Source organism: Streptomyces sp. NBC_00353, assembly GCF_036108815.1.
GTDB lineage: Bacteria > Actinomycetota > Actinomycetes > Streptomycetales > Streptomycetaceae > Streptomyces.
The window spans coordinates 968,708-992,249 of record NZ_CP107985.1 but is presented as its reverse complement, the minus strand read 5'-3'; the positions used below and the strand labels follow the sequence as shown (position 1 = coordinate 992,249).

At 67.5% G+C, this 23,542-nt stretch carries 20 protein-coding genes; 11 read left to right on the top strand and 9 right to left on the bottom strand.

The window, feature by feature from the left end:
* Positions 1 to 45: 45 nt before the first annotated feature.
* Positions 46 to 255, bottom strand: coding sequence for a hypothetical protein (locus OHA88_RS04755; RefSeq protein ID WP_328624355.1), 210 nt, complete (start codon positions 253 to 255; stop codon positions 46 to 48).
* A 404-nt stretch (positions 256 to 659) separates the two neighbouring features.
* Between OHA88_RS04755 and OHA88_RS04750 the strand changes: the two genes are divergently transcribed.
* The 4 genes from OHA88_RS04750 (at position 660) to OHA88_RS04735 (ending at position 5,177) form a co-directional block, all read left to right on the top strand.
* Positions 660 to 1,205, top strand: coding sequence for a YciI family protein (locus OHA88_RS04750; RefSeq protein WP_328624354.1), 546 nt, complete (start codon positions 660 to 662; stop codon positions 1,203 to 1,205).
* 431 nt (positions 1,206 to 1,636) lie between these two features.
* Positions 1,637 to 3,667: a prolyl oligopeptidase family serine peptidase gene (locus OHA88_RS04745; RefSeq protein ID WP_328629592.1), complete on the top strand. Its 2,031-nt coding sequence runs from the start codon at positions 1,637 to 1,639 to the stop codon at positions 3,665 to 3,667.
* Positions 3,668 to 3,862: 195 nt separating this feature from the next.
* Positions 3,863 to 4,843, top strand: coding sequence for an aldo/keto reductase (locus OHA88_RS04740; RefSeq protein WP_328624353.1), 981 nt, complete (start codon positions 3,863 to 3,865; stop codon positions 4,841 to 4,843).
* Between the two features lie 190 nt (positions 4,844 to 5,033).
* Positions 5,034 to 5,177, top strand: a complete 144-nt coding sequence (locus OHA88_RS04735; protein ID WP_443044175.1) for a transposase — start codon at positions 5,034 to 5,036, stop codon at positions 5,175 to 5,177.
* A 92-nt stretch (positions 5,178 to 5,269) separates the two neighbouring features.
* Here OHA88_RS04735 and OHA88_RS04730 read toward each other — a convergent pair whose 3' ends face one another.
* The 3 genes from OHA88_RS04730 to OHA88_RS04720 all read right to left on the bottom strand — a co-directional run bounded on the left by OHA88_RS04730 (position 5,270) and on the right by OHA88_RS04720 (position 6,760).
* On the bottom strand, positions 5,270 to 5,827 hold the full coding sequence (locus OHA88_RS04730) for a GNAT family N-acetyltransferase (RefSeq protein WP_328624352.1): 558 nt from the start codon (positions 5,825 to 5,827) through the stop codon (positions 5,270 to 5,272).
* A gap of 196 nt (positions 5,828 to 6,023) precedes the next feature.
* Complete coding sequence (locus OHA88_RS04725; protein WP_443044348.1) at positions 6,024 to 6,368, bottom strand: aquaporin; 345 nt, start codon at positions 6,366 to 6,368, stop codon at positions 6,024 to 6,026.
* A gap of 8 nt (positions 6,369 to 6,376) precedes the next feature.
* Complete coding sequence (locus tag OHA88_RS04720; RefSeq protein ID WP_328629591.1) at positions 6,377 to 6,760, bottom strand: ArsR/SmtB family transcription factor; 384 nt, start codon at positions 6,758 to 6,760, stop codon at positions 6,377 to 6,379.
* 96 nt (positions 6,761 to 6,856) lie between these two features.
* Here OHA88_RS04720 and OHA88_RS04715 point away from each other — a divergent pair, with 96 nt between their 5' ends.
* On the top strand, positions 6,857 to 7,327 hold the full coding sequence (locus OHA88_RS04715; RefSeq protein ID WP_328624351.1) for an ArsI/CadI family heavy metal resistance metalloenzyme: 471 nt from the start codon (positions 6,857 to 6,859) through the stop codon (positions 7,325 to 7,327).
* A gap of 459 nt (positions 7,328 to 7,786) precedes the next feature.
* On the opposite strand, the gene OHA88_RS04710 is transcribed toward OHA88_RS04715, so the two are convergent.
* Positions 7,787 to 8,449 carry a DUF4328 domain-containing protein gene (locus tag OHA88_RS04710; RefSeq protein ID WP_328624350.1) on the bottom strand — a complete coding sequence of 221 codons (663 nt, stop codon included), beginning with the start codon at positions 8,447 to 8,449 and terminating at the stop codon, positions 7,787 to 7,789.
* A 1,712-nt stretch (positions 8,450 to 10,161) separates the two neighbouring features.
* Here OHA88_RS04710 and OHA88_RS04705 point away from each other — a divergent pair.
* The 3 genes from OHA88_RS04705 (at position 10,162) to OHA88_RS04695 (ending at position 14,231) form a co-directional block, all read left to right on the top strand.
* Positions 10,162 to 10,704, top strand: a complete 543-nt coding sequence (locus OHA88_RS04705) for a hypothetical protein (protein WP_328624349.1) — start codon at positions 10,162 to 10,164, stop codon at positions 10,702 to 10,704.
* Positions 10,705 to 11,193: 489 nt separating this feature from the next.
* On the top strand, positions 11,194 to 12,066 hold the full coding sequence (locus OHA88_RS04700) for a CBS domain-containing protein (RefSeq protein WP_328624348.1): 873 nt from the start codon (positions 11,194 to 11,196) through the stop codon (positions 12,064 to 12,066).
* Between the two features lie 449 nt (positions 12,067 to 12,515).
* Entirely contained in the window at positions 12,516 to 14,231 is a 1,716-nt protein-coding gene (locus tag OHA88_RS04695) for a sensor histidine kinase (RefSeq protein ID WP_328624347.1), read from the top strand.
* Positions 14,232 to 14,249: 18 nt separating this feature from the next.
* Here the strand turns inward: OHA88_RS04695 and OHA88_RS04690 are convergent, their stop codons facing one another.
* The 4 genes from OHA88_RS04690 to OHA88_RS04675 form a co-directional block, all read right to left on the bottom strand.
* Positions 14,250 to 14,963: a response regulator transcription factor gene (locus OHA88_RS04690; RefSeq protein ID WP_328624346.1), complete on the bottom strand. Its 714-nt coding sequence runs from the start codon at positions 14,961 to 14,963 to the stop codon at positions 14,250 to 14,252.
* Positions 14,964 to 15,235: 272 nt separating this feature from the next.
* Positions 15,236 to 16,111: a universal stress protein gene (locus tag OHA88_RS04685; RefSeq protein WP_328624345.1), complete on the bottom strand. Its 876-nt coding sequence runs from the start codon at positions 16,109 to 16,111 to the stop codon at positions 15,236 to 15,238.
* Between the two features lie 61 nt (positions 16,112 to 16,172).
* Positions 16,173 to 17,174, bottom strand: a complete 1,002-nt coding sequence (locus OHA88_RS04680) for an Acg family FMN-binding oxidoreductase (protein WP_328624344.1) — start codon at positions 17,172 to 17,174, stop codon at positions 16,173 to 16,175.
* Between the two features lie 296 nt (positions 17,175 to 17,470).
* Positions 17,471 to 18,124, bottom strand: a complete 654-nt coding sequence (locus OHA88_RS04675; RefSeq protein ID WP_328624343.1) for a CBS domain-containing protein — start codon at positions 18,122 to 18,124, stop codon at positions 17,471 to 17,473.
* A 363-nt stretch (positions 18,125 to 18,487) separates the two neighbouring features.
* Here OHA88_RS04675 and OHA88_RS04670 point away from each other — a divergent pair, with 363 nt between their 5' ends.
* The 3 genes from OHA88_RS04670 to ppsA all read left to right on the top strand — a co-directional run bounded on the left by OHA88_RS04670 (position 18,488) and on the right by ppsA (position 23,525).
* Entirely contained in the window at positions 18,488 to 19,279 is a 792-nt protein-coding gene (locus OHA88_RS04670; protein ID WP_443044174.1) for a hypothetical protein, read from the top strand.
* Between the two features lie 28 nt (positions 19,280 to 19,307).
* Entirely contained in the window at positions 19,308 to 20,819 is a 1,512-nt protein-coding gene (locus OHA88_RS04665) for an AAA family ATPase (protein ID WP_328624342.1), read from the top strand.
* A gap of 243 nt (positions 20,820 to 21,062) precedes the next feature.
* Entirely contained in the window at positions 21,063 to 23,525 is a 2,463-nt protein-coding gene (gene ppsA / locus OHA88_RS04660; RefSeq protein WP_328624341.1) for a phosphoenolpyruvate synthase, read from the top strand.
* Positions 23,526 to 23,542 lie beyond the last annotated feature (17 nt).

The window sequence follows — 23,542 nt, the reverse complement described above, 5'->3', positions numbered from 1 at the left end:
GCGGGCGGGACAGCTCTGACTCCTTCCGGATGTACAGGGCCTACGTCACGCCGCTTCGTACCGGTGGGCCGGGCCGCCGCGCCATTCGATCCACTGCGGGTCGTCGAGGCAATGCTCGGCGTCGTAGATGCCGGCACGCCGGAGGAGCTCGATCAGGGCGTGGTCGTCGTGGACGAGGCCGACCGTCTCATCGTTGATGGTGACCACCCGGCCACCGGCCGGTGCGGAGCGGTGCACGACTATCGGGGTACTCATCCGTCCAGAGTGCACCAGGCTCGTGATCGCAGCATCCCGAGCTCAGGGCTGCCGTCGCCCGTCTGGCCGACGGGTATTTGTCCCTTCTTGCACGGACTGGTTAGGTACTCCTGCCGCCCGGTCTACGCAAGTCTCAGCGGTTTACCGAGACCGGGCGGCGATCCCGCTCCCTTCGGGGAAGGGGGCGGTCTGGCCTGTGCGGCGGGCGGGGGTTTCGTCAGGCCGCGTCGCCGGACAGCTTGAAGGGGCGCCCCACTCTGCACCTCGCGCACGTCTTCGGCTTGGACGAAAAGGCCGCCATCCGCTATGCGGAGTCGGCGCGCGTGCTTCTGGCTGAGGCTGCCGAGCAGCGATCGCAGTGAAACTCGCTCGACCGGTCACCTCCTTGAAGAGACCCTGTGGGTATGGAGTTCTTCTGTTACCACCGCGACCGGCCCGGCTCCGTAGAGCTGCGCGACGAGCTGCTGGAAGAGCATTGGTCCTATATGGACCGGTACGCGAAAGAGATGATCGTCCGGGGCCCGACCCTCGCCGGAGACACACCCACCGGCAGCGTGCACATCGTCGATCTGCCCGATCCCGCCGCCGCCCGCGCGTTTGCCTTCGACGAGCCCGGCTATCAGGCCGGCGTGTACCGGGACGTGCTGGTGCGACGGTGGCGCAACATGCTGGGGCGCACCATGTGGGACTTCCCCGGTGGCCGGACCGGTGGCAACCGGTACCTGGTGCTCGGCCTCGGCGCGGGGCCTGCTGCCGACCTCGCGGTGCCGCCCGACCGGGACGAGCTGATCGGCTACGGACCGCTGCTGTCCGACGAGGGCGCCACCTGGCTGGGTACTGCGGCGTTGGTCCGGGCGCCGGACCCGGACACGGCGCGCGCCATCCTGACAGCGGACCGGTACGCCGACATCGAGGTGCACAACTGGCAGTTCGGCGGGCGGCCGTCGTGACCCGAGGACGTCCAGGCCGATGTCACGCCGAAGCCCTTCGGATCGTTCGGCATCCTCGTGTTTCACCCGAACCCACGGGCGCGTCTGCCTGACGCACACCGGTGGGCCGTGGGTTAGCGCTGAAGGACCTTCGGTTTCCCTGAACCCACGGGGATCACGGGCCCGGAGTCTCATCTCGGACACCAGCCGAAAGGTGGCAGTCGGGTCTTCGTGACCTTGGTCCGGGCTGCCCTCTCCTGTGACTTCGGCGGACACCACGTTCCTGGTTGGCGCGGCGAGCGCCGGTCAGCCGGGGCAGCCTTGGTGGCCATCCAGTACGTCCAGCACGCCCAGCGGACGTACCGGATGGCATCACAGCCGAGAGTGCACGTCCGGCCATTGGGTCGATGTGGTCTCACCGCGCGTTCCGGGCCTGCACAATTTGGCTTGTGATGAATGACGACCCGTACCTGTGGCTGGAAGACGTTGAGGGTGAGGCCGCGCTCGAGTGGGTGGCCGAGCGGAACGCCGAGACGGAGGCCGCGCTGGCTGACGGCGCCGGGTTCGCTTCCCTGAAGGAGCGCCTTCGGGAGGTGTTGGACGCACCGGAACGTATCCCTTACACCACCCGTCGCGGAGTGTTCCTTTACAACTTCTGGCGGGACGCCGAGCACGTGCGTGGTGTGTGGCGGCGTACGACGCTGGAGCAGTACCGCAAGGATGCTCCGGAGTGGGAGGTCCTTCTCGACGTCGACGCGCTTGCTGCCGCGGAGGGCGAGAAGTGGGTGTGGGCCGGTGCGCGGGTCCGCCATCCCGATTACGACCGGGCACTGGTGTCTCTGTCGCGCGACGGGGGTGATGCCGTTGTGGTCCGCGAGTTCGACCTCGCCACTGGGGCTTTTGTCGAGGGCGGATTCCAGGTGAGGGAGGCGAAGACGTGGATCGGCTGGATCGACGCCGACACCGTCTTCATCGGCACGGACTTGGGGCCGGGCTCGCTGACCGACGCCGGCTATCCGCGCACGGTTCGCAGGTGGCGACGCGGCACGCCGTTGGAGGAAGCCGCCCTGGTCTTCGAGGCCGAGACGGGAGATGTGTCGACCCGGGGCTGGCGCGACACCACACCGGGTTTCGAGCGGGACTTCGTCGTCCGGTCGGTGGACTTCTTCCGCAGCGAGGTGTACCTCCTGACCCCCGACGCCACGCTCGTCAGGATCGACGTTCCCGACGACGCCACTACCTCTGTCCATCGGCAACATCTGATCGTCACCTTGAAGTCCGACTGGCTCGGACAGAGGGCGGGCTCTCTGCTGGCGTTCGACTTCGACGCTTTCCTGGCGGGCGACCGCTCCGCGGAGGTGTTGTTCACCCCGGATGAGCGAACGGCTCTGGCCGGGCACTCATGGACCCGCCACCATCTGATCCTGGAGACGATGCGCGACGTCAGCACTCGCATCGAGGTCCTCACCCCCACCCCTGTCGGTGGGTGGGCACGCAAGCCGCTCGCGGACGTCCCGGCGCTGTCCGCCGTCACTGTCGTGGACACGGACCCGGACATCTCCGACGAGTACTTCCTGGACGTGTCAGGGTTCTTGCAGCCCTCCACCCTCTACCACGGGCAGATCGGCGCCGACACGGAGATCCTCAAGCAGGCTCCGGCCCGCTTCGACACGGCCGGTCTGGCGGCGGAGCAGTTCTTCGCGACCTCTCAGGACGGCACGCGGGTGCCGTACTTCGTGATCGGCCCCGACCGTTCCCCCACCGGCCCCGGACCCGCCGTGCTCTACGGCTACGGCGGCTTCGAGGTCTCCCTCACCCCCTTCTACGACGCGGTGACGGGACGGGCGTGGCTGGAGAGCGGCGGTACCTACGTGATCGCGAACATCCGAGGTGGCGGCGAGTACGGGCCGGACTGGCACCAGGCCGCGCTCGGCGCGGACCGGCCGCGCGCCTTCGAGGACTTTGCGGCCGTCGCGGCAGACCTCGTCGCGCGGGGCATCACCACACCGGCCATGCTGGGCGCCGCAGGGGGCAGCAACGGCGGCCTGCTCATGGGCGCGATGGTCACCCGCTACCCGCAGCTGTTCGGCGCGATCGTCGCTCAGGTACCGCTGCTGGACATGCTTCGCTTCCATAAGCTCCTCGCCGGCGCATCCTGGATCGCCGAGTACGGCAACCCGGACAACGAAGCCGATCGCCCCCACCTCCGTACGCTCTCCGCCTACCACCAGCTCAGCGCAGACCAGGCCTACCCGCCGGTTCTTCTGACGACCTCCACCCGTGACGACCGCGTCCACCCCGGTCATGCCCGCAAAGCGGCCGCACGGCTGCGTGAACTCGGCCACCCGGTCCTGCTCCACGAGAACACCGGCGGTGGCCACGCGGGCGCCAGCGACAACGAACAGTCCGCCCACAACAACGCCCTGATGCATACCTTCTTCTGGCGGCACCTCGCACAACCGGTGCCGCCGGCCTCCGGCTGACGGGGCCGGATCACTTGGACGGTGAGGGGCTGCCACTGAGGGGATCGCCGCTGAGCCGGCCGCAAGGACGAGTGCCGGGCTTGGAGTCGGGCCGGTGGCGTCGGGCGGTTGGTCGATCAACTCGGTGGTCAAGGAACTCTGGATCACTCCGCGGCCTTGCCCTCGTGTGCGCTCCAACTCGTAGCGTGTTCAGGCATGGAGAACAGAACGCTGGGAGACAGCGAGATCGAGGTCAGTGCGCTGGGATTCGGGTGCTGGGCCATCGGCGGTGAGTGGCAGGACGCCAACGGGAACCCCCTCGGGTGGGGCACCGTCGACGACCAGGAATCCGTCGCGGCGATCCGTCGGGCGATGGAGCTCGGGGTCACCTTCTTCGACACCGCGGACGTGTACGGCACCGGCCGCAGCGAACGGGTACTGGGGCGGGCGCTCGCGGGGCGGCGGGACGAGGTGGTCATCGCCACCAAGTGGGGCAACGTCTTCAACGAGGAGACCCGCACGCTGACCGGTGAGGACACAACTGCCGCGTACGCGCGCCGCGCACTGACCGCATCGCTGCGGCGGCTGGGCACCGATTGGATCGACGTCTACCAGCTGCATCTGGGCGACGTACCGCTGGACGAGGCAACCGAACTGCGCGAAACTTGCGAGGATTTCGTACGGGAAGGGCTCATCCGCGCTTACGCCTGGAGCACCGACGATCCGGGGCGAGCGGCGCTCTTCGCCCACGGGCAGCACTGCGTGGGCGTCCAGCACGCGTGCAATGTGCTGGTGGACGCGCCTGAAATGCTGGCGTTGTGCGAGCAGCACGGACTCGCGTCCATCGTACGCAGCCCGCTCGCTATGGGCCTGCTCACCGGCAAGCACGGCTCCTCGGGGCGCGGTGCAGCGAGTGACATCCGTTCGGTGCCGCCGGCGTGGCTGCGCTGGTTCGACGAGGGTGGTGTACCCGCAGCGCGATGGAGGGCGCGCATCAACGCCGTCCGGGATGTGCTCACCGCCGACGATCGCACGCTTGCACAGGGCGCCCTCGCGTGGCTGTGGGCACGAAGCCCGCGGACAGTGCCGATCCCCGGCTTCCGCAGCGTCGCCCAGGCCGAGGAGAACGCCAGGGCCCTCCAGCTCGGCCCCCTGTCCAAGGCCCAGCTCTCCGAGGTTGCTGAGCTGCTGCAGTGAGAGGTCCGGCAAAGCGCCGTTCCGCGCGACGAAACCTCAACTGCTGGCCGAGGGGCATGCGAAAGCGTAAGAGCGGGAAGTCAAGGGTTCGCTGCCGGCTGTCGAGGCTTCAGCAGAGACCACGGCTGTGATGGACACCTTCTCCTTGGACTTGCTTCGGTGCCGACCGCCCTGACGTCCCGTGTTGCCAGTGCCGACCTGGCTGGAGGGGCGGGGCGGCAGGCCACAGGGCCACTGCCACCGGCAGATGATCGACACGGTCTGCTACGTCGTCGACAACGGCATCAAGTGGCGGTCCATTCCCGCCGACTTCCCGGCCTCCTGGGGGCGATGACTCTGCTCATGAGCCGCCGCCTCGCCCGCCGAACCAGCACCCGCGTCATCCCGGCTGGCTTCCTCGATGCGCGATTCGCTTGTAGGTAGTCGTCATGCGCGCAGGTCGAGCAGCATGACGTCATAGAGGTACGGGCCCTCCCACGGGCGCGCCTCGCCGATCTTGCGGTAGCCCCACGCCCGGTAGGCGGCCGACGCTGCCTTGCTTTCCGGGTGGACGTTCAGCAGCACCCGCTCGGCCTTGATGCCGTCAAGCAGGGCCTCGTGCAGACGTCGCGCGACACCCTGCCCGCGCCACGGTCCGCGCACGGCAAGTTCCATGAGGCCGAAGGTGCGGTGCCCATCCTCGCGCCGCATGCCGGCGGGCACGGGAGCGGTCAGTTCGTCCCACCACCTTGTGTCAGGCTCGAGTGGATAGCCGTAGGCCATGCCGACTGGCTCGCCGTCCTCGGCACGGGCCAGGGCGGCGCGAAAAGTGCGCTTGCGGGTCTGGAAGCGAAAGTGCCGGAACGTGGCCGCGACGTCGTCCGCGGCCTCGTTGTACGGCGGTTCCGCAAAGACGTCGGCGTAGACCCGCCTGAACGAGTCCTCAGCCTGTGCTGCGGCCGAGCCGTCTATCCGCTCTACCGTGATGGTTCCCTGTGGCGTCATGTGGTGCCCCCTCGGACGTTCTCGCGGATGCACTCACCACACTCTCGGGCAGTGGCACCCGCACGCCGGTCTCAACCCTACTCAGTACCTCACGGAGCCATGGAACAGCTGTACAGCAGCCCGGTAGCGCAACCGCAGCAGCCGGCCCGTCCGCCGCTACTGTCTCGCCGGAGCTTCGTGGCAACCGGTATGGCCGTCACCGACCGTTCTGGCTGGATCCTCGGAGTGCGCCGCCGATGGCGCCCGCAATCTGGGCGGGCAGGTAGACGGCAACCTCGGGGGCAGTCGGCCCGTCGTACGTCAAGCGACCGGTCCGCCATCCGGCGAGGGCGACGACCGGGTCGAAGTGGACGCCGGAGACCGGACCGAGCAGCGCGATGAACACGGCAAGGCCGGACACGGCTGCCGGCGAGTTGGCGAACGGCCGCGCGCCCACGTCGCGGGACAGCTCGGTTGACTGAATGCCAGGGCCCACCACGACCGTCACCAGGACGGCCGCACCAATGAACTCGGCTGCGACACGGCGGCCGAGAGAGGCTATGGAAGTTGTCAGCAGGCCCCGACCTCGGTCGGCTCGGCGGAGGTCTGCAGGAGCGAGGACAGCCGGGCCAGTGCGGCCGGCAGCACCCAGTAGTAGACCCAGGTCCCTCGCCGCTCAGAGCCCACCAGGCCCGCTTCCCGCAGCACCTTCAGATGATGCGAGATCGTTGGCTGTGACACGTCGAACGGCCCGGTCAGGTCACACACGCAGGCCTCGCCACCCTCGTGGGAGGCGATCAGCGACAGCAGCCTCAGCCGCACCGGGTCCGAGAGCGCCTTGAACATGCGCGCCAGGTCCCCGGCGTCCGCCTTGCCCAGCGGCTCGCGGACCATCGGCGAGCAGCACACCGCCTGTTCGTCCTGCCTGAGAACCCGAAGTTCCGATTTCGACATGTGTCTATGTTGACGCTTATCGATTCTGGTGGCAACCTCGGGCTTGTCGAGCTGCATCGATGAATGTCGATACAGAAGCAGATGAGGGAGACCGTCATGTCCCGTGTTCAGCTCGCCCTGCGCGTCGCCGACCTCGAAGGCTCGATCGCCTTCTACTCCAAGCTCTTCGGCACCGAGCCCGCCAAGCTCCGCCCCGGCTACGCCAACTTCGCCATCACCGAGCCCCCGCTCAAGCTCGTCCTGATCGAAGGCGAGGATGGCCAGGACACCCGCCTGGACCACCTCGGCGTCGAGGTCGAGTCCACCGACCAAGTCACCGCAGCCACCGGGCGGCTCCAGGAAGCGGGCCTGGCCACCTTCGAGGAGAACGACACCTCCTGCTGCTACGCCCTCCAGGACAAGGTCTGGGTCTCAGGCCCCGGCAAGGAGCCTTGGGAGGTCTACGTCGTCAAGGCCGACTCCAACACCCTCCGTAAGAGCGCCGACAGCGCACCGATCGCCTGCTGCACCTCCGACGAGCAGGCCGAGCCCGCTGCCACTGGTACCGGATGCGCGTGCGGCAGCTAATGCCGCAGGGCACCAGATCAAATCGTCGACGAGCGGGTTCCGACGTCGACTCCAGACGCGCTTCGATGGGTGACGGTGGGCCCGGCAGTACAAGCGTCGGGAGCGGAGATTGAGACGTGCCGAGCGGTCACCCCGGCATCCACAACTGACATCATCGGCGGCCCACAACTGCAGTGCTGGGTGGGCTTGAACGGGCTTGGCACCCCGGGTGGGAGCTGCCACAGCGGGTGCCACGCCGAACATCGCACCACGGAGCGCCCTCCCAGAGTCATCACGGAGCCGTGGAAGGGCGCTCAACCATGACCAACGCTGAAACTGCCGACCGGCTCAGCAGCAGTTCACAGCGTTGATCGATTACGTGACCACAGATTGGGAACCCGGCCTGATCGCACCCAGAGGCGGTTGACGCGCCCAATGAGACTCCACCGATCGCGTGGGCATGCAAGTACCCAGGGATCCTCAGGATCCCGCTTGGCCCGCCGGGCAGACCTCAGCGGGTGCTATCGCAGTCAGTGTGGCGCGCTCCAACCTGCGAATGAGCTGCCAGACGACGATGATCGACAGCGCAGCGGCACAGATGTCCAGACCATCGCTGAACATGATCTGACGAAGGGCCTGGCGAGCCTGGCTCGTGGTGGCCGCCTCCTTCAGATGCTCGGGGGCATCGCTGTATGCATTCGCGGCGACGAGGACGGACAGCCACCATGCCGTGAGCAGGGGATGTCCGCGACGACGCTGCGGTTCCGGCCGGCTGGCAGCCCACAGGTCGTTGATGAACATCTTGGGTATGAAGAGCTGCCCCAGCGGTATCACCCAGCCGAAGACCAGCCACGCCCTGTGCCGACGCTGTCCCTGGCGCCAGATCACATCCGCGAGGTCGCGCATGTTGGCGAGCCAGATGCTGAACTGGAGCAGGGCCACGAGTAGCAGCCCCGTCCGCCAGCCCATCAGGTTTCTGAAATACGTGTCGACCTCGACCAATGGGTTGTTGACGTACGGCCCTGGCGTCGGCGGTCCGGCCAGCAGTTCGTACTTGTGCCAGGCTGCCAGCCCGGCGGCGACAGTCACCAGCGCGAACGTGGCAAGCGCGCCGCAGGCAAACCGGGCCTGCCCGCGTGGCACCCTGACTGCTCCAGCCACTTCACACCCCCTGGAAGCCGCCCGTTCGGACTTCCCGTAGGTCGGCAGCGGATCTTACCTCCCAGGGAAGCTGATGCCACAGCCCCGGCTCGTGAGCTCGGCGGCACTGGGCTCCGTGGCTCATCAGACGGTGGTGAGTGGCCTCACCTGGGTGTATACGATCCACGACCATGAAGCGTTCGATGATCGCGCTGGTCAGCGCTGGAGGCAGTCACACTCGCCATAGGCGGCTATGCCGTCGGGGCGTCGCGACACGATGGCGCATCGGAGCGGTCCGCGACGTGCCAGCAGGCCAACCAGGAGTTCACGACACGGGCCGGCCAGCTCCGGAAGCAACAGCAACGGGCGCCCTACGATGACGACGAACTTGATTCCATGCAGTCGGACTTGGATGCCACACAGGTGAAGATCCTCAGCATGATGGTGGCGCAAAATCCGACATGCTTCGATGCCGGGACTCGTGCGACGGCGGCGATTCTGCGGCAGCACCCGACGCAAGAGGAGGCCGATACGGCCGCATGTGATCTGACCGCCACCGCCACCGGCTCCGGGGATTGCTTCCTTGCGGATTCGCGATAGGGGTGTGCCCGTGGCGCGGCCGATCGGAGGGGGCACGGCGGGCGCGAGCGGCGAGCCGCTCCAAGGGCCGTGCAGGGGCGACCGTGCCCCAGCCGTGCCCGATCGAGCGAGGAAGAACCACGGGAACCATGGGCAGCCACAGGGCTCAGGTACGAGCGCGGGTCGCTGCTACGACGGAACTTGACATCGTCGGCGGGCTCGCCTGGGCCATTGAGACTCCACCGATCTATCGCGGAAGTTGCTCGGGCGTGCCGAAACCGCCATCGCGTGCACGAACCCGGGTGACGCATGTCGTGCCGCGTTCCACGCCAGCGGCCCCGAGGCTTGGGGGACGTGGCGAGTTCACTCAAACAGCTTGGCGATCCATCGTCCTCCTGCCCTACTCCGCGCATGATTACGGGGCTCGCAGTTCTCTCGGCGCGGTGATCGGGACGGCGCTCATGCTTCGGCGACAGCATCGGGCCGCGGCTCGGGCCGATCCGGGGCACGCAGTCCTCTTCCCGATCGGGGCCAAGCGGCCGGATGCGAGCGGCCGATGGAACCTTGGCCGGACGCGGGCCAATGCTGAGGAGTTTCGGTGGGAACCTCGCTGGCCATGGACGCGGCTGCGTGAACTCCCGGCAGATCTGCGTTCTGTCCGAGCGCGCCACCAGACGGGCCGCGAATGGTTGTGCTCCCGGCCGGCGCCTCGGTGATCGAGTGCGAATCGTCTGATGCCCCTATATGGCTATGGGGCATGCACGTGCAGTGGTGGCCCCGGGACGCCCGGGGCCGAAGCCGGCGAGGCGCATCCGGCGCAGAGGAGGTCAGGTCACCGGGGTGAGGGCGGCCTGATCCGCCTCGGCTGCGTGGACGGCACCGAAGACGACTGCCGAACCCCCGGGACGGTTGCACTGCAGAGAGATCTTTTTTGACACCACTTGCTGTAGCAGCTGGAGTTGAGCGGGAAGTAGGCGCAGGAGACCCGTCCTGTGGCAGGGGCGTCGCTGACCTGATCAGGACAGAGGTACCAATCAACGCGCGTACAGCGAGCTGAGTGCCCAACTGTGCTGCATCGGTCCCCCTATCACGGCGCGCAGCTACGCATGCTCGAGGGCACCGATAGCCTCGGCCGCATGATCGATGAAGCAACCCAGTGGCGTCGGTTTGCTGCGCTGCTGCCACCCTCTGACGCTGCGAAATTTATGGACTGCTGGGACATCGGGGAGCAGGAAGTCGGACTCGACCAGCTCGTCGCCGGCCTTCTGAAGCATCAGGTGCCGATCAGCGAGACCGTGCGGGCCGAGATCGCCGTAGCGGCTGAGCTATGGGGCATGCGGACAGCACTCGCTCCCGGCCTCGGCCGATGCCTCGACGACCACCAGGAGGACAGCAGGCTGAGGGTGATCGAGCATGCCGACACCGTCCCGTTGCCCGGATCCTCCGTAGCCACCGATACGGCACTGGCTGGTCTCCTGGTTGTCCCGTGGATTGCCTGTACGCGTTGTGGCCGAGTGCTTGCGCGTGCGCACAACCAGGAGCCGTGGGGTGACCTGTCCTACCTTGCAAGGCACTATGTGTTGTTCGTTCCTGGGCGGAGCACGTTGACGGCGCTGTTCGCTCCCGACTCAGCCTGGGGCGCCTTGGGGGAGTTGCGCATGTCCTGCGTCCAGGGGTAGACACCCGTTTCGGCAGCCATACGGCCATCAGAAACGTCGTCTAAAGCAGGCGTCGCAGGTTCGAATCCTGCCGCGGGAACCAGGCAAAAGGCCCCGGACCGATCATGGTCCGGGGCACCGCGGCCAGCGGCGCTGCGTGCTGCGGGCGAAGGAGGGCACCCCGCTGTGGCTACGGCTCCACGACTTCAGGTTCTGCCCGGCGGATCATGTGACTACTAGCTAGGCCGCGCCGGCTCAGGAGCTCGACGCGGCCGAGGTGCTTCTAGCCGCGGGTGCGTGGGTCGACGGGGCTGGTCGCCAGGGTAACAGCCCAGCTCAACGCCGGTGTCAGACCTTGGATCTGGGGCAGACCCACACCCCCCTCCAGAGGCAGGCGCCGCCGATACGTGTACCGTCCGTCGTCCCGCATGGGCCGATCGGCCCTTGGCCCGGGCTCCAGCCGTGGAAGACTGGGAGGTAGGCCAGCTCGGCGCGAGTGAGGAGCCCACCGTGACTGAACGCGAGAACACCTCGGCAGGGGCCGAAGCTCGCCGCGCGGTGCCGGCGAAGGCATGGAGGCCCACCGACGAACCCCTGCGGCAGGACATGTTGCTGCGCTACCTCGGCGCGGTGGCCACGGTGTCCGCCAAGCAGGCGGCGGCACGGCGCCCGACCGTCCCCGAGACGGCTCCGGCCGGTCGGGTGAAGAAGTCCGCCGAGCCGTCCGGTGCCGAACCCGCGCCTCTGCTGGTGCGTGACGTCATGGACATACCGGCCGCATCGGTACGCGGCGACATGCCGTTCCTGGACATCGCGCGGAGCTTGACGCGTGAACACCTCGGATCCCTGCCAGTGGTCGATGCCGACGACCGGGTGATGGGTGTGGTGTCGGAGTCCGACCTGCTGGCGAAGGCCGCGGTGGAGGCATCCGGATACGAACCCGGTCCGATCGGCCGGCTGAGGGAACGGCGGCTGCACGACAAGGCCCGCGCCGAGACCGCCGAGACGCTGATGACCACTCCGGCCGTCACTGTGTTCCCAGGTTCGACCGTCGCCGAAGCCACCTGGCTCGTGTCCCTGTCGCGTCTCAAGCGCCTGCCGGTGACGGACCATGAGGGCCGCTTGGTCGGTGTCGTGCACAGGAACGCACTGCTTAACGCGCTGATACGCGATGATGCCGGGATTCGCGAGGAGATCGAGTCGAGAATCCTCGCCGAACACTTCCCGGCTGCGCGGAACACCGTCGAGGTCGACGTGCGCAACGGCGTGGTGGACGTCAGGGGCCAGATGGCGGAAGACGAGGTTCCGCGGCTCCTCGCAGAAATCAAGGACATCGACGACGTGACCGAAGTGATCGATCACCTGAAACTTGTCACAGGGTGACGCCGGAGTCCCAACTTGCATCAGCACGCACGCGGTCCACGCTCTCGCTCGACCGGGTACCCGAGCTGGCGCCCAGCGTGATGGTGATCTCGGGAGGGACTTCGATTGTGTTCTGGACGATGCACGCCCGGAACGACCCGGCGCGGTACGGATCAATTCCGGGTCGTCCACGGAGATGCTCAGCGAACCGATCCGCGCGCGTCAAGGAGGCCCGGGCTTCGCTTCGGTCATGGGGCTCGCACGTAGTGTCCAGCACCGCGCGGGCCATCTCGGCGGGCTGTCGGCCGCGGCTGGTTCCGCTCGACGAGAGCCCACAGATTCCGGGCACTGCCCCGAGCACTGCCCGACTGTACGGCTGAGTCGGTTGAAGTCACCAGGTGCCGCGTGACGGTCGGTCCTACCGTGGAGGTGTGACCCGCCCGGGATGTGCGGGTCACGATGGAGGCACTGTGGGCGACAACGGAACTGACCGCTGCGGCGAGGCGCGCCGTCGCCTGAGCACCTTGCCGGACGACCTCCACGGGCGTCTCGATGCCGTGACTCGTAGCCCTGCCGAGGCGGCCCTGCTCCTGGACGCCGTGATGTCGGTGGGAAGGGGACTTGATCTGCCCCAGGTGCTGCGCCGGATCGTCCAAGCCGCAGTCGTTGTGGTCGATGCCGAGTACGGAGCCCTGGGAGTGGTCGGCGAGGGAACCAGGCTCACGCAGTTCCTGCCGGTGGGCATAACGGCGGAGCAGCGAGAGGCCATCGGCCCGCTGCCTGAGGGGCACGGCCTCTTGGGCGAGCTGATCCGTCATCCCCAGCCCCTGCGGCTCGGGGAACTCGCCGAGCATCCGGCGTCGTACGGGTTCCCGCCGAACCACCCCCCGATGCATTCGTTTCTTGGGGTGCCCATCCGGGTTCGCGACGAGGTGTTCGGCAATCTGTATCTCACTGAGAAACGGGGCGGCCGCGAATTCGACGCCGAGGACGAAACCGTGCTGTCGACGTTGGCCGTGGCGGCGGGAGTGGCGATCGAGAACGCTCGCCTGTACGCGGAGACGCGCGATCGCCAACGCTGGCAGGAGGCCAACAGCGAGATCGTCGCGGGTCTGCTGAGCGGGGCGAACGAGGCACACGTCCTGCAGATGATCATCGATCGTGCCTCGCGTATTCTCTCCGCGGATCTTGGCGTCCTGGCGCTCCCTGCAGAGGGCAGGACCCTCCGAGTGGCACTGGCTTCAGGTGTGGACGCCGAGATTCACCATGGTCTGGTCCTGCCACGTGAGGGATCGTTCGTCGGTGCGGCTCTCGACGCGGGCGAGCCGATCACCAGCCTCGATGTCGAACACGATCCGCGGATCACCGAGGGCCCTCCGAGGTGGGAGGGGCTCGGCCCGGCTGTCGCGGTCCCGATGGTGACAGGTGAGCGGACCCGTGGGGTGCTGCTGCTGGCCCGCGTACGGGAGGGTCCCGCCTTCACCACGTCGGAAACTTTGCCCCTGCTGACCTTCGCCGGTCAGGCAGCGCTGGCGATGGAACTCACCGAGCGGCGCAAAGCCGCCGAGCAGATCGCTCTGCTGGAGGACCGGGACCGCATCGCCCGGGACCTGCACGACCTGGCCATTCAGCGGCTGTTCGCCACCGGTATGACGCTGCAGAGCGTGGTGCGGTTCGTGGATCATCCACAGGCGAGCGAACGGTTGCTGCGAGCGGTGGACGATCTGGACGAGACCATCAAGATCATCCGGTCCACGATCTTTGGCCTACGTGCACGCGGACCGGGCCGTGCCGGCCAGGGGCTGCGGGCCCGGACGGCGACCGCGGTGGAAGAGGCCGCACGCACCCTGGGCTTCCAGCCGTCGCTGCGGATGGGAGGGCTCATTGATACAGATGTGCCAGCCGAGATCGCCGAGCAGGTGATCGCGGTCCTCGGCGAGGCGCTGAGCAATGTCGCTCGCCATGCACGGGCCACGTCGGTGGACATCTCGCTCGTGGTGGGTGAGGGGGCGCTGAACCTCATCGTGTCCGACAACGGCGTGGGCATGCCCGAGGACGGTGGTTCCCGAAGCGGGCTCGACAACCTTGCACGGCGCGCCGAGAAACTCGGTGGCGAGATGAGTGTGGGGGCGTCGGAAAAGGGTGGCACTCGGCTGAGCTGGCGGGTGCCACTGCGGCTGTCCTGATATTTCGGGGCCGCACGGTTACGTCCGATGCTGTCCGGCTCCGGGCGGCGGGGAGGGTTCCGTGGCGTGCGCAGCGATCACGGCCGCCTGGATGCGACGTTCGACACCGAGCTTGGCCAGCAGACGGGAGATATGATTCTTGACGGTCTTCTCCGACAGGTAGAGGCGCTTGCCGATCTGGCTGTTCGTCAGCCCTTCACCGATCAGTACGAGGACGTCCCTCTCCCGCGGGGACAGCCCCGACAGCGCGTCGTCCTCCTCGGGTTCAGCGCAGGCTTCCTCCTCGCGCAGGCTGCTCATCAGCCGTGCCGTGGTCGCCGGGTCGAGGGTCGAACGCCCGGATGCCAGTGTGCGGACGGCGGCGACAAGGTCAGAGCCCTTGATTTCCTTGAGTACGTAGCCTGCCGCGCCAGCCATGATCGCGTCGAGCAGGGCTTCGTCGTCGTCGAACGAGGTGAGCATCAGGCAGGCCAGTTCCGGCATCCGCGAGCGCAGTTCACGACACACGGCGATCCCGTCGCCGTCCGGCAGCCGTACATCGAGAATCGCGACGTCAGGTCGGAGCGCCGGGCCGCGGGCCAGAGCCTGATCGGCTGTGCCGGCGTCGCCGACGACCTTGATGTCGAGTTCCGCATCAAGCAGATCCTGCACCCCGCGCCTGACCACCTCATGATCGTCGAGCAGGAACACGCGGATCGGTCTCTGGGCCGAGAACCCCGTCTCGTCGCTCATGGTGTCCTCCTGGCCGTCGAGGGGTTGCGCAGTCCCGCCCCTCCGTCATCGTGCGTCCGCACAGGAGCTACGCACCAGGGCCGAACGGGCCCATGCTCCGGATCGTTCAGATCTCCGGAACCTCGGCCACGGGACTACGGCTACAGCAGCCGGGTCCGTATTCCGTCCAGCGGCCGTTCGACGCCGTCGAGGAGTATTTGCACCACGCGCACTGTCTGGTCCCCCGCGTTCCCCACCGTTGATCAGAGGTGCTCTGAGTATCGGCGTCGTGCTCAGCGAGTGTGGGGCACGACGGCAACCGGGCAGGGGGAGTAGTGCAGCACCGCGTGGTTCACCGGGCCGAGGTGGAGTCCGTGCCGTCCGCTGCCGCGCCGTGCGCCGACGACGAGGAGTTCCGCACCCGTGGCTGCTTCGATCAGTGCCTGGTGAGCCGGTCCCTGGACCACCGATCGGTCGATGACGGCATCGGAACCGGTGCGGTCCAGCACCGCCAGGACGTTTTCGAGGTGTTCCTCAGCCTGTTGACGGTGTGCGGATGCCGGGGAACCCGAGAGGAGCGGATGGTCCATGGCCTCGTGGGCAGGGCAGCGCCAGGCCCGTACGGCGATCAGTTCACCGTGACGGGATGCCGCCTGTTCGAGTGCGAAGTGGGCGGCTGCTGACGGTCCTGCGGCGTCTCCGATCCCGACGACGATGCGGCCGGGCTTCGGCTGCGTGCCGGGTGGGGTCGTCGGGATCACGACGACCGGACAGTGGGACCGGCCGGCAAGGGCGAGGCCGACGGATCCGAGGAGCATCCCGGCGATTCGGCCCCGGCCGCGGGAGCCGAGGACGACAAGGGTTGCCTCGTGGCTCTCCTGGACGAGTGCGGTCACCGGGTCTTCGGGCTGCACGTCGGCGACCACGCTCACCTCCGAATGGAGGCGTTGTGCCCGCTCCTGCGCGGAGGCGACGAGATGCTCGGCGAGGATCTGCTCGGCGGGACGCTCGGTGTCGAATGTGGGGCGCAGCCCTTCGTAGTGTTCCCACAATGACGCGTGGATGACGCGGAGGGGGAGTCGCTGTCGGGCCGCTTCCGCCGCTGCCCAGTCCAGTGCGCGCAGACTGCCCTCTGATCCGTCCACTCCGACGACTACGGGAAGCTGCATCGCTCCCACTGCCTTCCCTGCTCGGATGACCGCCTGCCTCGGTGGCATACGACCCGGGTTTCTACGGCTCGATGGTCAGTACTTGGTCTACAGGACGTCGCGGTGTGCGTGGCCCGCTCGGCCCGTATCCCAGGCGGATGATCATCTGCGCGTTTCCCGTGCCGAAGACCGGGTCGCGCAGGAGCCATCGCAGGTCCGGCCATTCGAGGGGTTGCGTCGCGAATGAGCTGGACACGTGGTGAAGTGTGGCGGTGAGCAGGACGCGTTCCAGGGCCTGGCCGGCGTGCAGCCAGTCCTCGGGACGGTCGCCCGTGGTGCTCAGAAGGGCCAGCTGCGGCCGGTTCTCGAACAGGACGCGCACTCGGCCTGCGAGGACGGCCGTGCCCGCGAAATCGCGGACGGTCGCCCTTTCGGACGCGTCACGGGGCCCGAACGCGTAATCCGGAATTCCGTCGACTGGGACCTCTGTCTTTGTGTCCCGGGTCCAGCTGCGCTGTTCCGCCTCTCGCGCAACATCCCTGCGGTCGTATCCCTCGGCATCCCGGATCAGTTCGAGCACGGTCTCCAAATGCGTCGGAGTCAGGAAGGCGAAGTCCGCGCCCTCGATACGGGCCGCGTCGGCGAATCGCGTACGAACGTCCTCGGGGATCGCTCGCTCGTCGAACGGATAGCGGCTGGTATGCCGGTCCCGAATCGCGGGGTGGAGAGACGCGAGTGCTTTGTCCGCCGACTTCCGGGGGGAGTCGGGGTGGATACCCAGGCGTACGACGGCCAGGAGGGGCGGGTCCGACGGTTCGGGCAGCAGTGTGGTGACCGAGTCCAGACCGAGGTGGGCGGCGGATACCCGCAGGTTCAACAGGGCCGCGCCGCAGCCGACATGGAGTCCGCGGGTGGAGGGGTCGGCCTCCGGCATCGCACGGTCGAGGTCCGCCCGGAGCGTGAGGGTGTGGTTGGAGCGTTCGTAGCGGAACTGCCAGGGCTGGGCGTTGTGCATGGACGGCGCTGTGGTGGCATCGGCGACGAGGTCGGTCAACGTGGTGTCGTCGAGCGTTTTGGTGAGCATCGCGGGTCTCCCGGAGAGTCGGGAACGGTCGATGGCCCCTCCAGCATGGAGCGGCCCGTTGTCCCGTACAAATGGGCCGTTCGTCCCTCGACAGGGCCGGATGGACTCCTCGTCGGGGGCCAGTAGGTGCTGGATCCACGTGAGGACGTACGAGGTTGCGCTGCCGGGCACAAGGCGGAACAGCGACCGTCCAGCCCCTTGCTCGTGCTTGTCGCGGGACGCCGCCTGGCCGGGCCGACGGGAAGGCACAGGGGTCCCTTCGACCCGGCACCTGCGGGTGCGAGGTGATACCGGGCTCAGGCGGATCCCAGGCCTTCGAGCCGGCAGTCCACGCTGACCACGCCTTCCACGGACTGAGCGAGGCGGGCGGCGGCGGGAATCAGGGTGGCGTCGCGGACGCGACCGGTGAGCGTGGCCACACCCCAGGTGACACTGACCTTCACGTCTTGGTGCGCGACGGGGAACAGCTGGTTGACGACCTCAAGACGAATCTCGGCGGCGATCTCGTCGTCGGAGCGCAGGAAAACCTTCAGGAGATCGGCGCGGCTGACGATGCCCTTGAGGGTGCCACCGGCGTCAACGACCGGTAGGCGCTTGACATGCCGGTCGGCCATGAGCCGGGCGGCCTGCGGGAGGGGCGCGTCGGGCTTGACCGTGACGGCGGGGCTTGTCATCAGGTCCTTGGCCCGGACCGAGCCGGCCTTGGCGATGTCGCTCAGGCGGCGCATATGCTCGATCATGCCGGGTGAGTGGTCGTGGAACTCCTCCTTCGTGAGCAGGTCGGCCTCGGAGACGACGCCGACGACTCGGCCCTCGCCTTCGACGACGGGTAGGGCGGTGACTTTCCACTGCTCCATGGCGGCGGCGATCTCTTTGAATTCCGCGTCGGGGGTGATGGTGACGACGGTCTTCGTCATGACGTCGTTGACGGTGTACCGGCCAGAGGTCATGGCAAATTCCTCGGTGAGTGTGGGCGAGCGCCCGACTGCTGCCGTCGGGGCGGACCGGTGCGAAACAGCGCGGGCGTGGGCCGATGCGACAGGCGGCCCGCTGGCCTGTGACCGTGGCCGCAGTGATCGGCGAGTGGTCGAGTCGGGAGAATTCCCCGCAGGGGCACGCGCCTACCCCGAGGCGGCTGCTGCTGGGATCGACGACAACGCGTACACCAACGTGACCACCGCCTGGGCGCTTGCACGCGCACTCGAAGTGTTCGACGAACTGCCTGCTGCCCGCCGAAGGGAGCTGGCCGAGAAACTCGGCCTCGACGACGAGACGCTGAACCGCTGGGGGACGACATCTCCCACCGGTTGTACGTGCCGTTCCACGGCGATGTCATCAACCAGTTCGAAGGCTATGGTGAGCTGGCCGAGCTGGACTGGGATGCCTACCGCTCCCGCTACTCCGACATCCGCCGCCTCGACCGGATCCTGGAGTCCGAGGGCGATACGGTCAACCGTTACCAAGCCTCCAAGCAGGCCGACACACTCATGCTCGGCCATCTCTTCCGCCCCGCCGAGCTGCAGGAACTTTTCGACCGCCTCGGGTACCGTCTCGACGACGAAGTGTGGCGCACGACGGTCAATTACTACCTGACTCGCACCAGTCACGGATCGACCCTCAGCAGCCTGGTGCATGGCTGGGTCCTCGCCCGCCAGAAGGGTCCGGACGTCTGGCGGTACTGGGAGGAAGCCCTGCTCAGCGACGTGGCAGATATTCAGGGCGGCACCACCGGCGAAGGCATCCACCTGGGTGCCATGGCCGGCACCCTCGATCTTGTCGAACGGGTCGTCGCAGGGCTGGAGGCAGGCCCGGACGGACTCCGGATCGGCCCCATCCCGCTCCAGGAGGTGCCGCGCTGCTCGTTCACGTTCTGTTACCGCGGACACCGGGATATCCGCATCCAGTTTCTGCCGGGTCGGGTGGGGATTCGCGTGCCCCTGTCGCGACTCAATCCCCCGCTGCGCGTGTGCCTGCCCGGCGAGCGGCTGGAGACCGTGGCCGCGGGGGAACAACGTTGGTTCCGTCTGCCCGAGCGCGCGGTCCGTCGTGACAACGATGGTCGCTACAGCGCGCGCTCGACGGCCGCGAGCCCGAGAATGGAGTAGCCCTCAGCTGGTTCCGGAGGTGCATGGGGTGAATGCCGTACACGGACAGCAGCAGACCTCGATCGTGGACCCTGAACGCTCAGCCAGGCCCGATCGCCTCTTCGACAAGGAAGACGAATGGGCAGCCTTGATGTCCTTCTCGAGCGATCCGCATCCGGGAACGGGCCTCGGCGTCGTCATGGGCCGGCCCCGCCAGGGCAAGACCCTCCTGCTGGAATCGGTGGCACGAGCCACGGGCGGGTTCTATTTCTGTGGACAGGAAGCCACCCAAGCCGAGTCCTTGCGCAGGTTGGGCGAGGAGTACGCGCGATACAGGCAGGTCGCACAGCCCAGCCACTGGCGTGATTGGAAGGAAGGCATCGATGCCTTGCTGGCGCTGGGTGACACCCGGCCACTGCCCGTCATCATCGACTCGTTCCCCGACCTTGTCGCGGCGAGCCCGGCTTTGCCCTCTGTCATCCACGGAGCCCTCCGGCACCTCGACAGACCGCCACTGGAAAGCCGTGCGCGATTGCTGCTCGGTGGTGAGACCGCACCGGTGATGATCCGGCTGTTCGCGCACTCCTCGCCGCTGCACACACTCGCCGCTCTGAAGCTCGACATCCAGCCCCTGGACTTCCGCAAGACGGCGCAATTGTGGGGCATCGACGACCCGAGGCTCGCCTTTCTCGTCTACACGGTCGTCGGCGGGACGCCCGCCTATCGGTACGACTACGTCGACGACGATGTTCCTGTCGATCGTGACGACTTCGATGCCTGGGTCTGTCGCACCATCCTGAATCCGCGCACCCCGCTGTTCCACGAGGCTCGCCATCTCCTCGACGAGGAGACCGGGCCCTGGAGCCACGGGGTTTGTCACTCCGTACTCGCCGCCCTGGCCAGAGGCTGCACGACCCACGGCGAAATCGCCACCTTCCTGGGACAGCAACTCACAGATGCCTCCAGGACCCTCGCCCTCCTCCGCGACCACGGTCTGCTTCAATCGCAGACGGATGGGCTGCAGCCGGGGGTCAAGCGTCATCGCATCGCGGACCCGCTCCTCGCGTTCGAGCACGCCGTAACGCGCCCACGCAGGGCCGCCCTTGAGCAAAACGATGCCGAGACGGTATGGGCAGGTGCGCGAACCGATTTCAACTCTCTTGTCGCCGGACCTCAGTTTGCCCAAGTCTGCCGGGAGTGGGCGGGCCGCTTTGCCGACTCGGCTGCATTCGGTGCCGACCATGTCACCGCGTCGTACGGCTCCCTCAGTGACCCGTCGGCGACTGCCGGACTGGATGCCGAGGTCGTGGTCCGCCGACAGGACGGCCCGATGGCCGGTTCCCTTCTGTCGGTGGGGCTCGCGCGATGGCATACCGGCATGGACATCCACCATCTGCAACGTCTGCGGTGCATCCTGGACGGACTCAATTCCCTTGAGGATGTCAGCCACGTCCGACTGGCTCTCTATGGTGCTTCGGGGTTCAGCCCCGAGCTCCATGCGGCGCGTGCTCGCGGCGAGGTCATGCTCGTCGACCTTGAACGTCTGTACCGGGACGCGTAGCGGACGCCATTGTCAGATGTGTGCCCCCCTTCGTGGTCACCAGGTCCGGGCTGTGCACTTCCATGGGCCGTTCGGTCCCCCTCCATAGCCCACTCGGCCCGGTGCCGCCGACCCCCTCGGCACTGCGGCGATGACGCCTGCGGAGCGATCGTGGAAGTCGGAACGCTGTATCGGGCTCCGTCTCCCGACGAGGTGACAACGATGCAGCGCACTCGGATCCACTGAAGCCCGCGGCCACCGCACATGGGGCGGGAGGACATCATGGCAACTGCTCGACGGGTTGTACCGTTCGCAGTGCTTGGTCGGCAGGATGTCGGCCGTGTCGGTGGCAAGAATGCCTCTCTGGGAGAGATGACCGCACATCTGGCATCTGCGGGCGTGCGAGTGCCTCCTGGTTTCGCGACGACGGCGGACGCGTACAGAGAATTGCTCGACGGTCACGGACTGCGTGCGCGGATCGAAGCGCAGATCGGGCGCCTGCACGAAGGGACTGTGCTTGACGAGGTGGGGGCGGAGATCCGGTCGATGATCCTGGCCGAGCCGTTGCCGACCGGGCTGCGGAGCGAGGTCGTCTCCGCGTACGAGCAGCTCTCGCGGGACCAGGGCCGCCACGATCCCGAAGTGGCCGTGCGCAGTAGTGCCACCGCCGAGGACCTGCCTGAGGCGAGTTTCGCCGGCCAGCAGGAGACGTACCTGAACGTCCGCGGGCCTGCCCAGCTGTTGCAGTCCTGCCACCGCTGTTATGCCTCTCTGTTCACTGACCGCGCGATCGACTACCGGGAGCGGATGGGCTTCGACCACCTCTCGGTCGCTCTCTCCGTCGGCGTCCAGATCATGGTCCGCTCGGACCTCGCGGGCGCCGGAGTGATCTTCACCCTCGACCCTGAGAGCGGCTTTCCCGAGGTCATCGTGGTCAGCGCGGCGTGGGGCCTGGGCGAGACCGTCGTCAGTGGCCAGGTCGATCCCGACGAATACACGGTCTTCAAGCCGAGCCTGAAGGACCCGGCACTGGATCCCGTGATCGATGTACGGATCGGAGCGAAGCGGAAGAAGGCAGTCTATGGAGAGCGCGGACTGACCCGGACCGTCGACACGACCCGCGAAGAGCGCCGCTCGCGCACCGTCCTGACAGCTGCGGAAGTCCGGCAGTTGGCCGGATGGGCGATGACCGTCGAGGAGCACTACGGATGCCCCATGGACCTGGAATGGGCAAAGGACGGCCTGACCGGCGAGCTGGCGATTGTCCAGGCCCGGCCCGAAACCGTACAGTCCCGACGCCGTACGACGACGCTGCGTCGCTGTCGCCTGACCGAGAGCCCGGGGGAGAGCCTCATCGAGGGCATAGCGGTCGGCGAAGCCATCGGGTCCGGCCCTGTCGTCGTCCTCGACTCGCCTGTGGATCTCGACCGCTTCCCCACCGGCGCGGTGCTCGTCACCGGCATCACCGACCCGGACTGGGAACCGGTCATGAAGCGTGCCTCCGCGATCGTCACCGACCATGGCGGCCGGACCTCGCATGCCGCCATCGTCAGCCGCGAACTCGGCGTCCCCGCCGTTGTCGGTACCGGCCGGGCCACCGAGGTGCTGCGCAGTGGCCATGAGGCGACCGTCTCCTGTGCCGAAGGTGCCCGCGGTCAGGTCTACGCGGGACTCCTGGCCTACGAGGAGCGCGAAACCGACCTCGCCGAGCTTCCTGCCACCCGGACACGCGTGATGCTCAATCTCGCTGACCCGTCCGCAGCCTTCCGTTGGTGGCGCCTCCCCACCGACGGCGTCGGGCTCGCGCGCCTGGAGTTCATCGTCGCCCACCAGGTCAAGGCCCACCCCATGGCGCTGCTGCACCCTGAGCGAGTGGACCAGCAAGATCTCTGTGCCATCGAGCAGCTCACCGAGGGTTGCCTCGACCGCGGCCAGTACTTTGTCGACCGACTGGCCTACGGCGTGGCCCGCATCGCCGCTTCCCGCTGGCCCGCCCCGGTCGTCGTCCGGACCAGCGACTTCAAGACCAACGAGTATGCGCGGCTGCTCGGCGGCCGGGCCTTCGAACCGGTCGAAGCGAACCCGATGATCGGCTGGCGCGGCGCGAGCCGCTACTACAGCGACGGTTATCGCGAAGGATTCACCCTGGAATGCCGGGCACTGCGCCGAGTTCGCGACGAGATGGGCCTGACGAACGTCATCGTCATGATCCCCTTCTGCCGCACCCTCGAAGAGGCCGACCGGGTCCTGGACGTCATGGCGGAGCAGGGGCTGCGCAGGGGTGGGAACGGCCTCAAGGTGTATGTCATGGCGGAGATCCCGTCCAACATCGTCCTGGCCGAGGACTTCGCCGAGCGTTTTGACGGCTTCTCCATCGGGAGCAACGACCTGACCCAGCTCACCCTGGGCGTCGACCGCGACTCCGAAGCCCTGGCTCATGTCTTCGACGAGACCGACCCCGCGGTCACGCGCAGCATCCAGACCCTTGTGCCGCGTGCCCAGGCCGTCGGCCGTACGGTCGGCCTCTGCGGCCAGCGTCCCAGCGACGACCCCGCCTTCACAGAATTCCTGGTGAAGACCGGTATCGACTCGATTTCAGTGGCACCGGACAGCTTTGCCGCGGTGAAGCAGCACGTGGCTGCTGCCGAAATGAACCTGCACGGTGAGGAACGAACGGCCCCGTTCGGGACCCAACCTTCCCAAGCGGACCTGACGTCCAGCCACTGAAACTGAATCCGGCACCA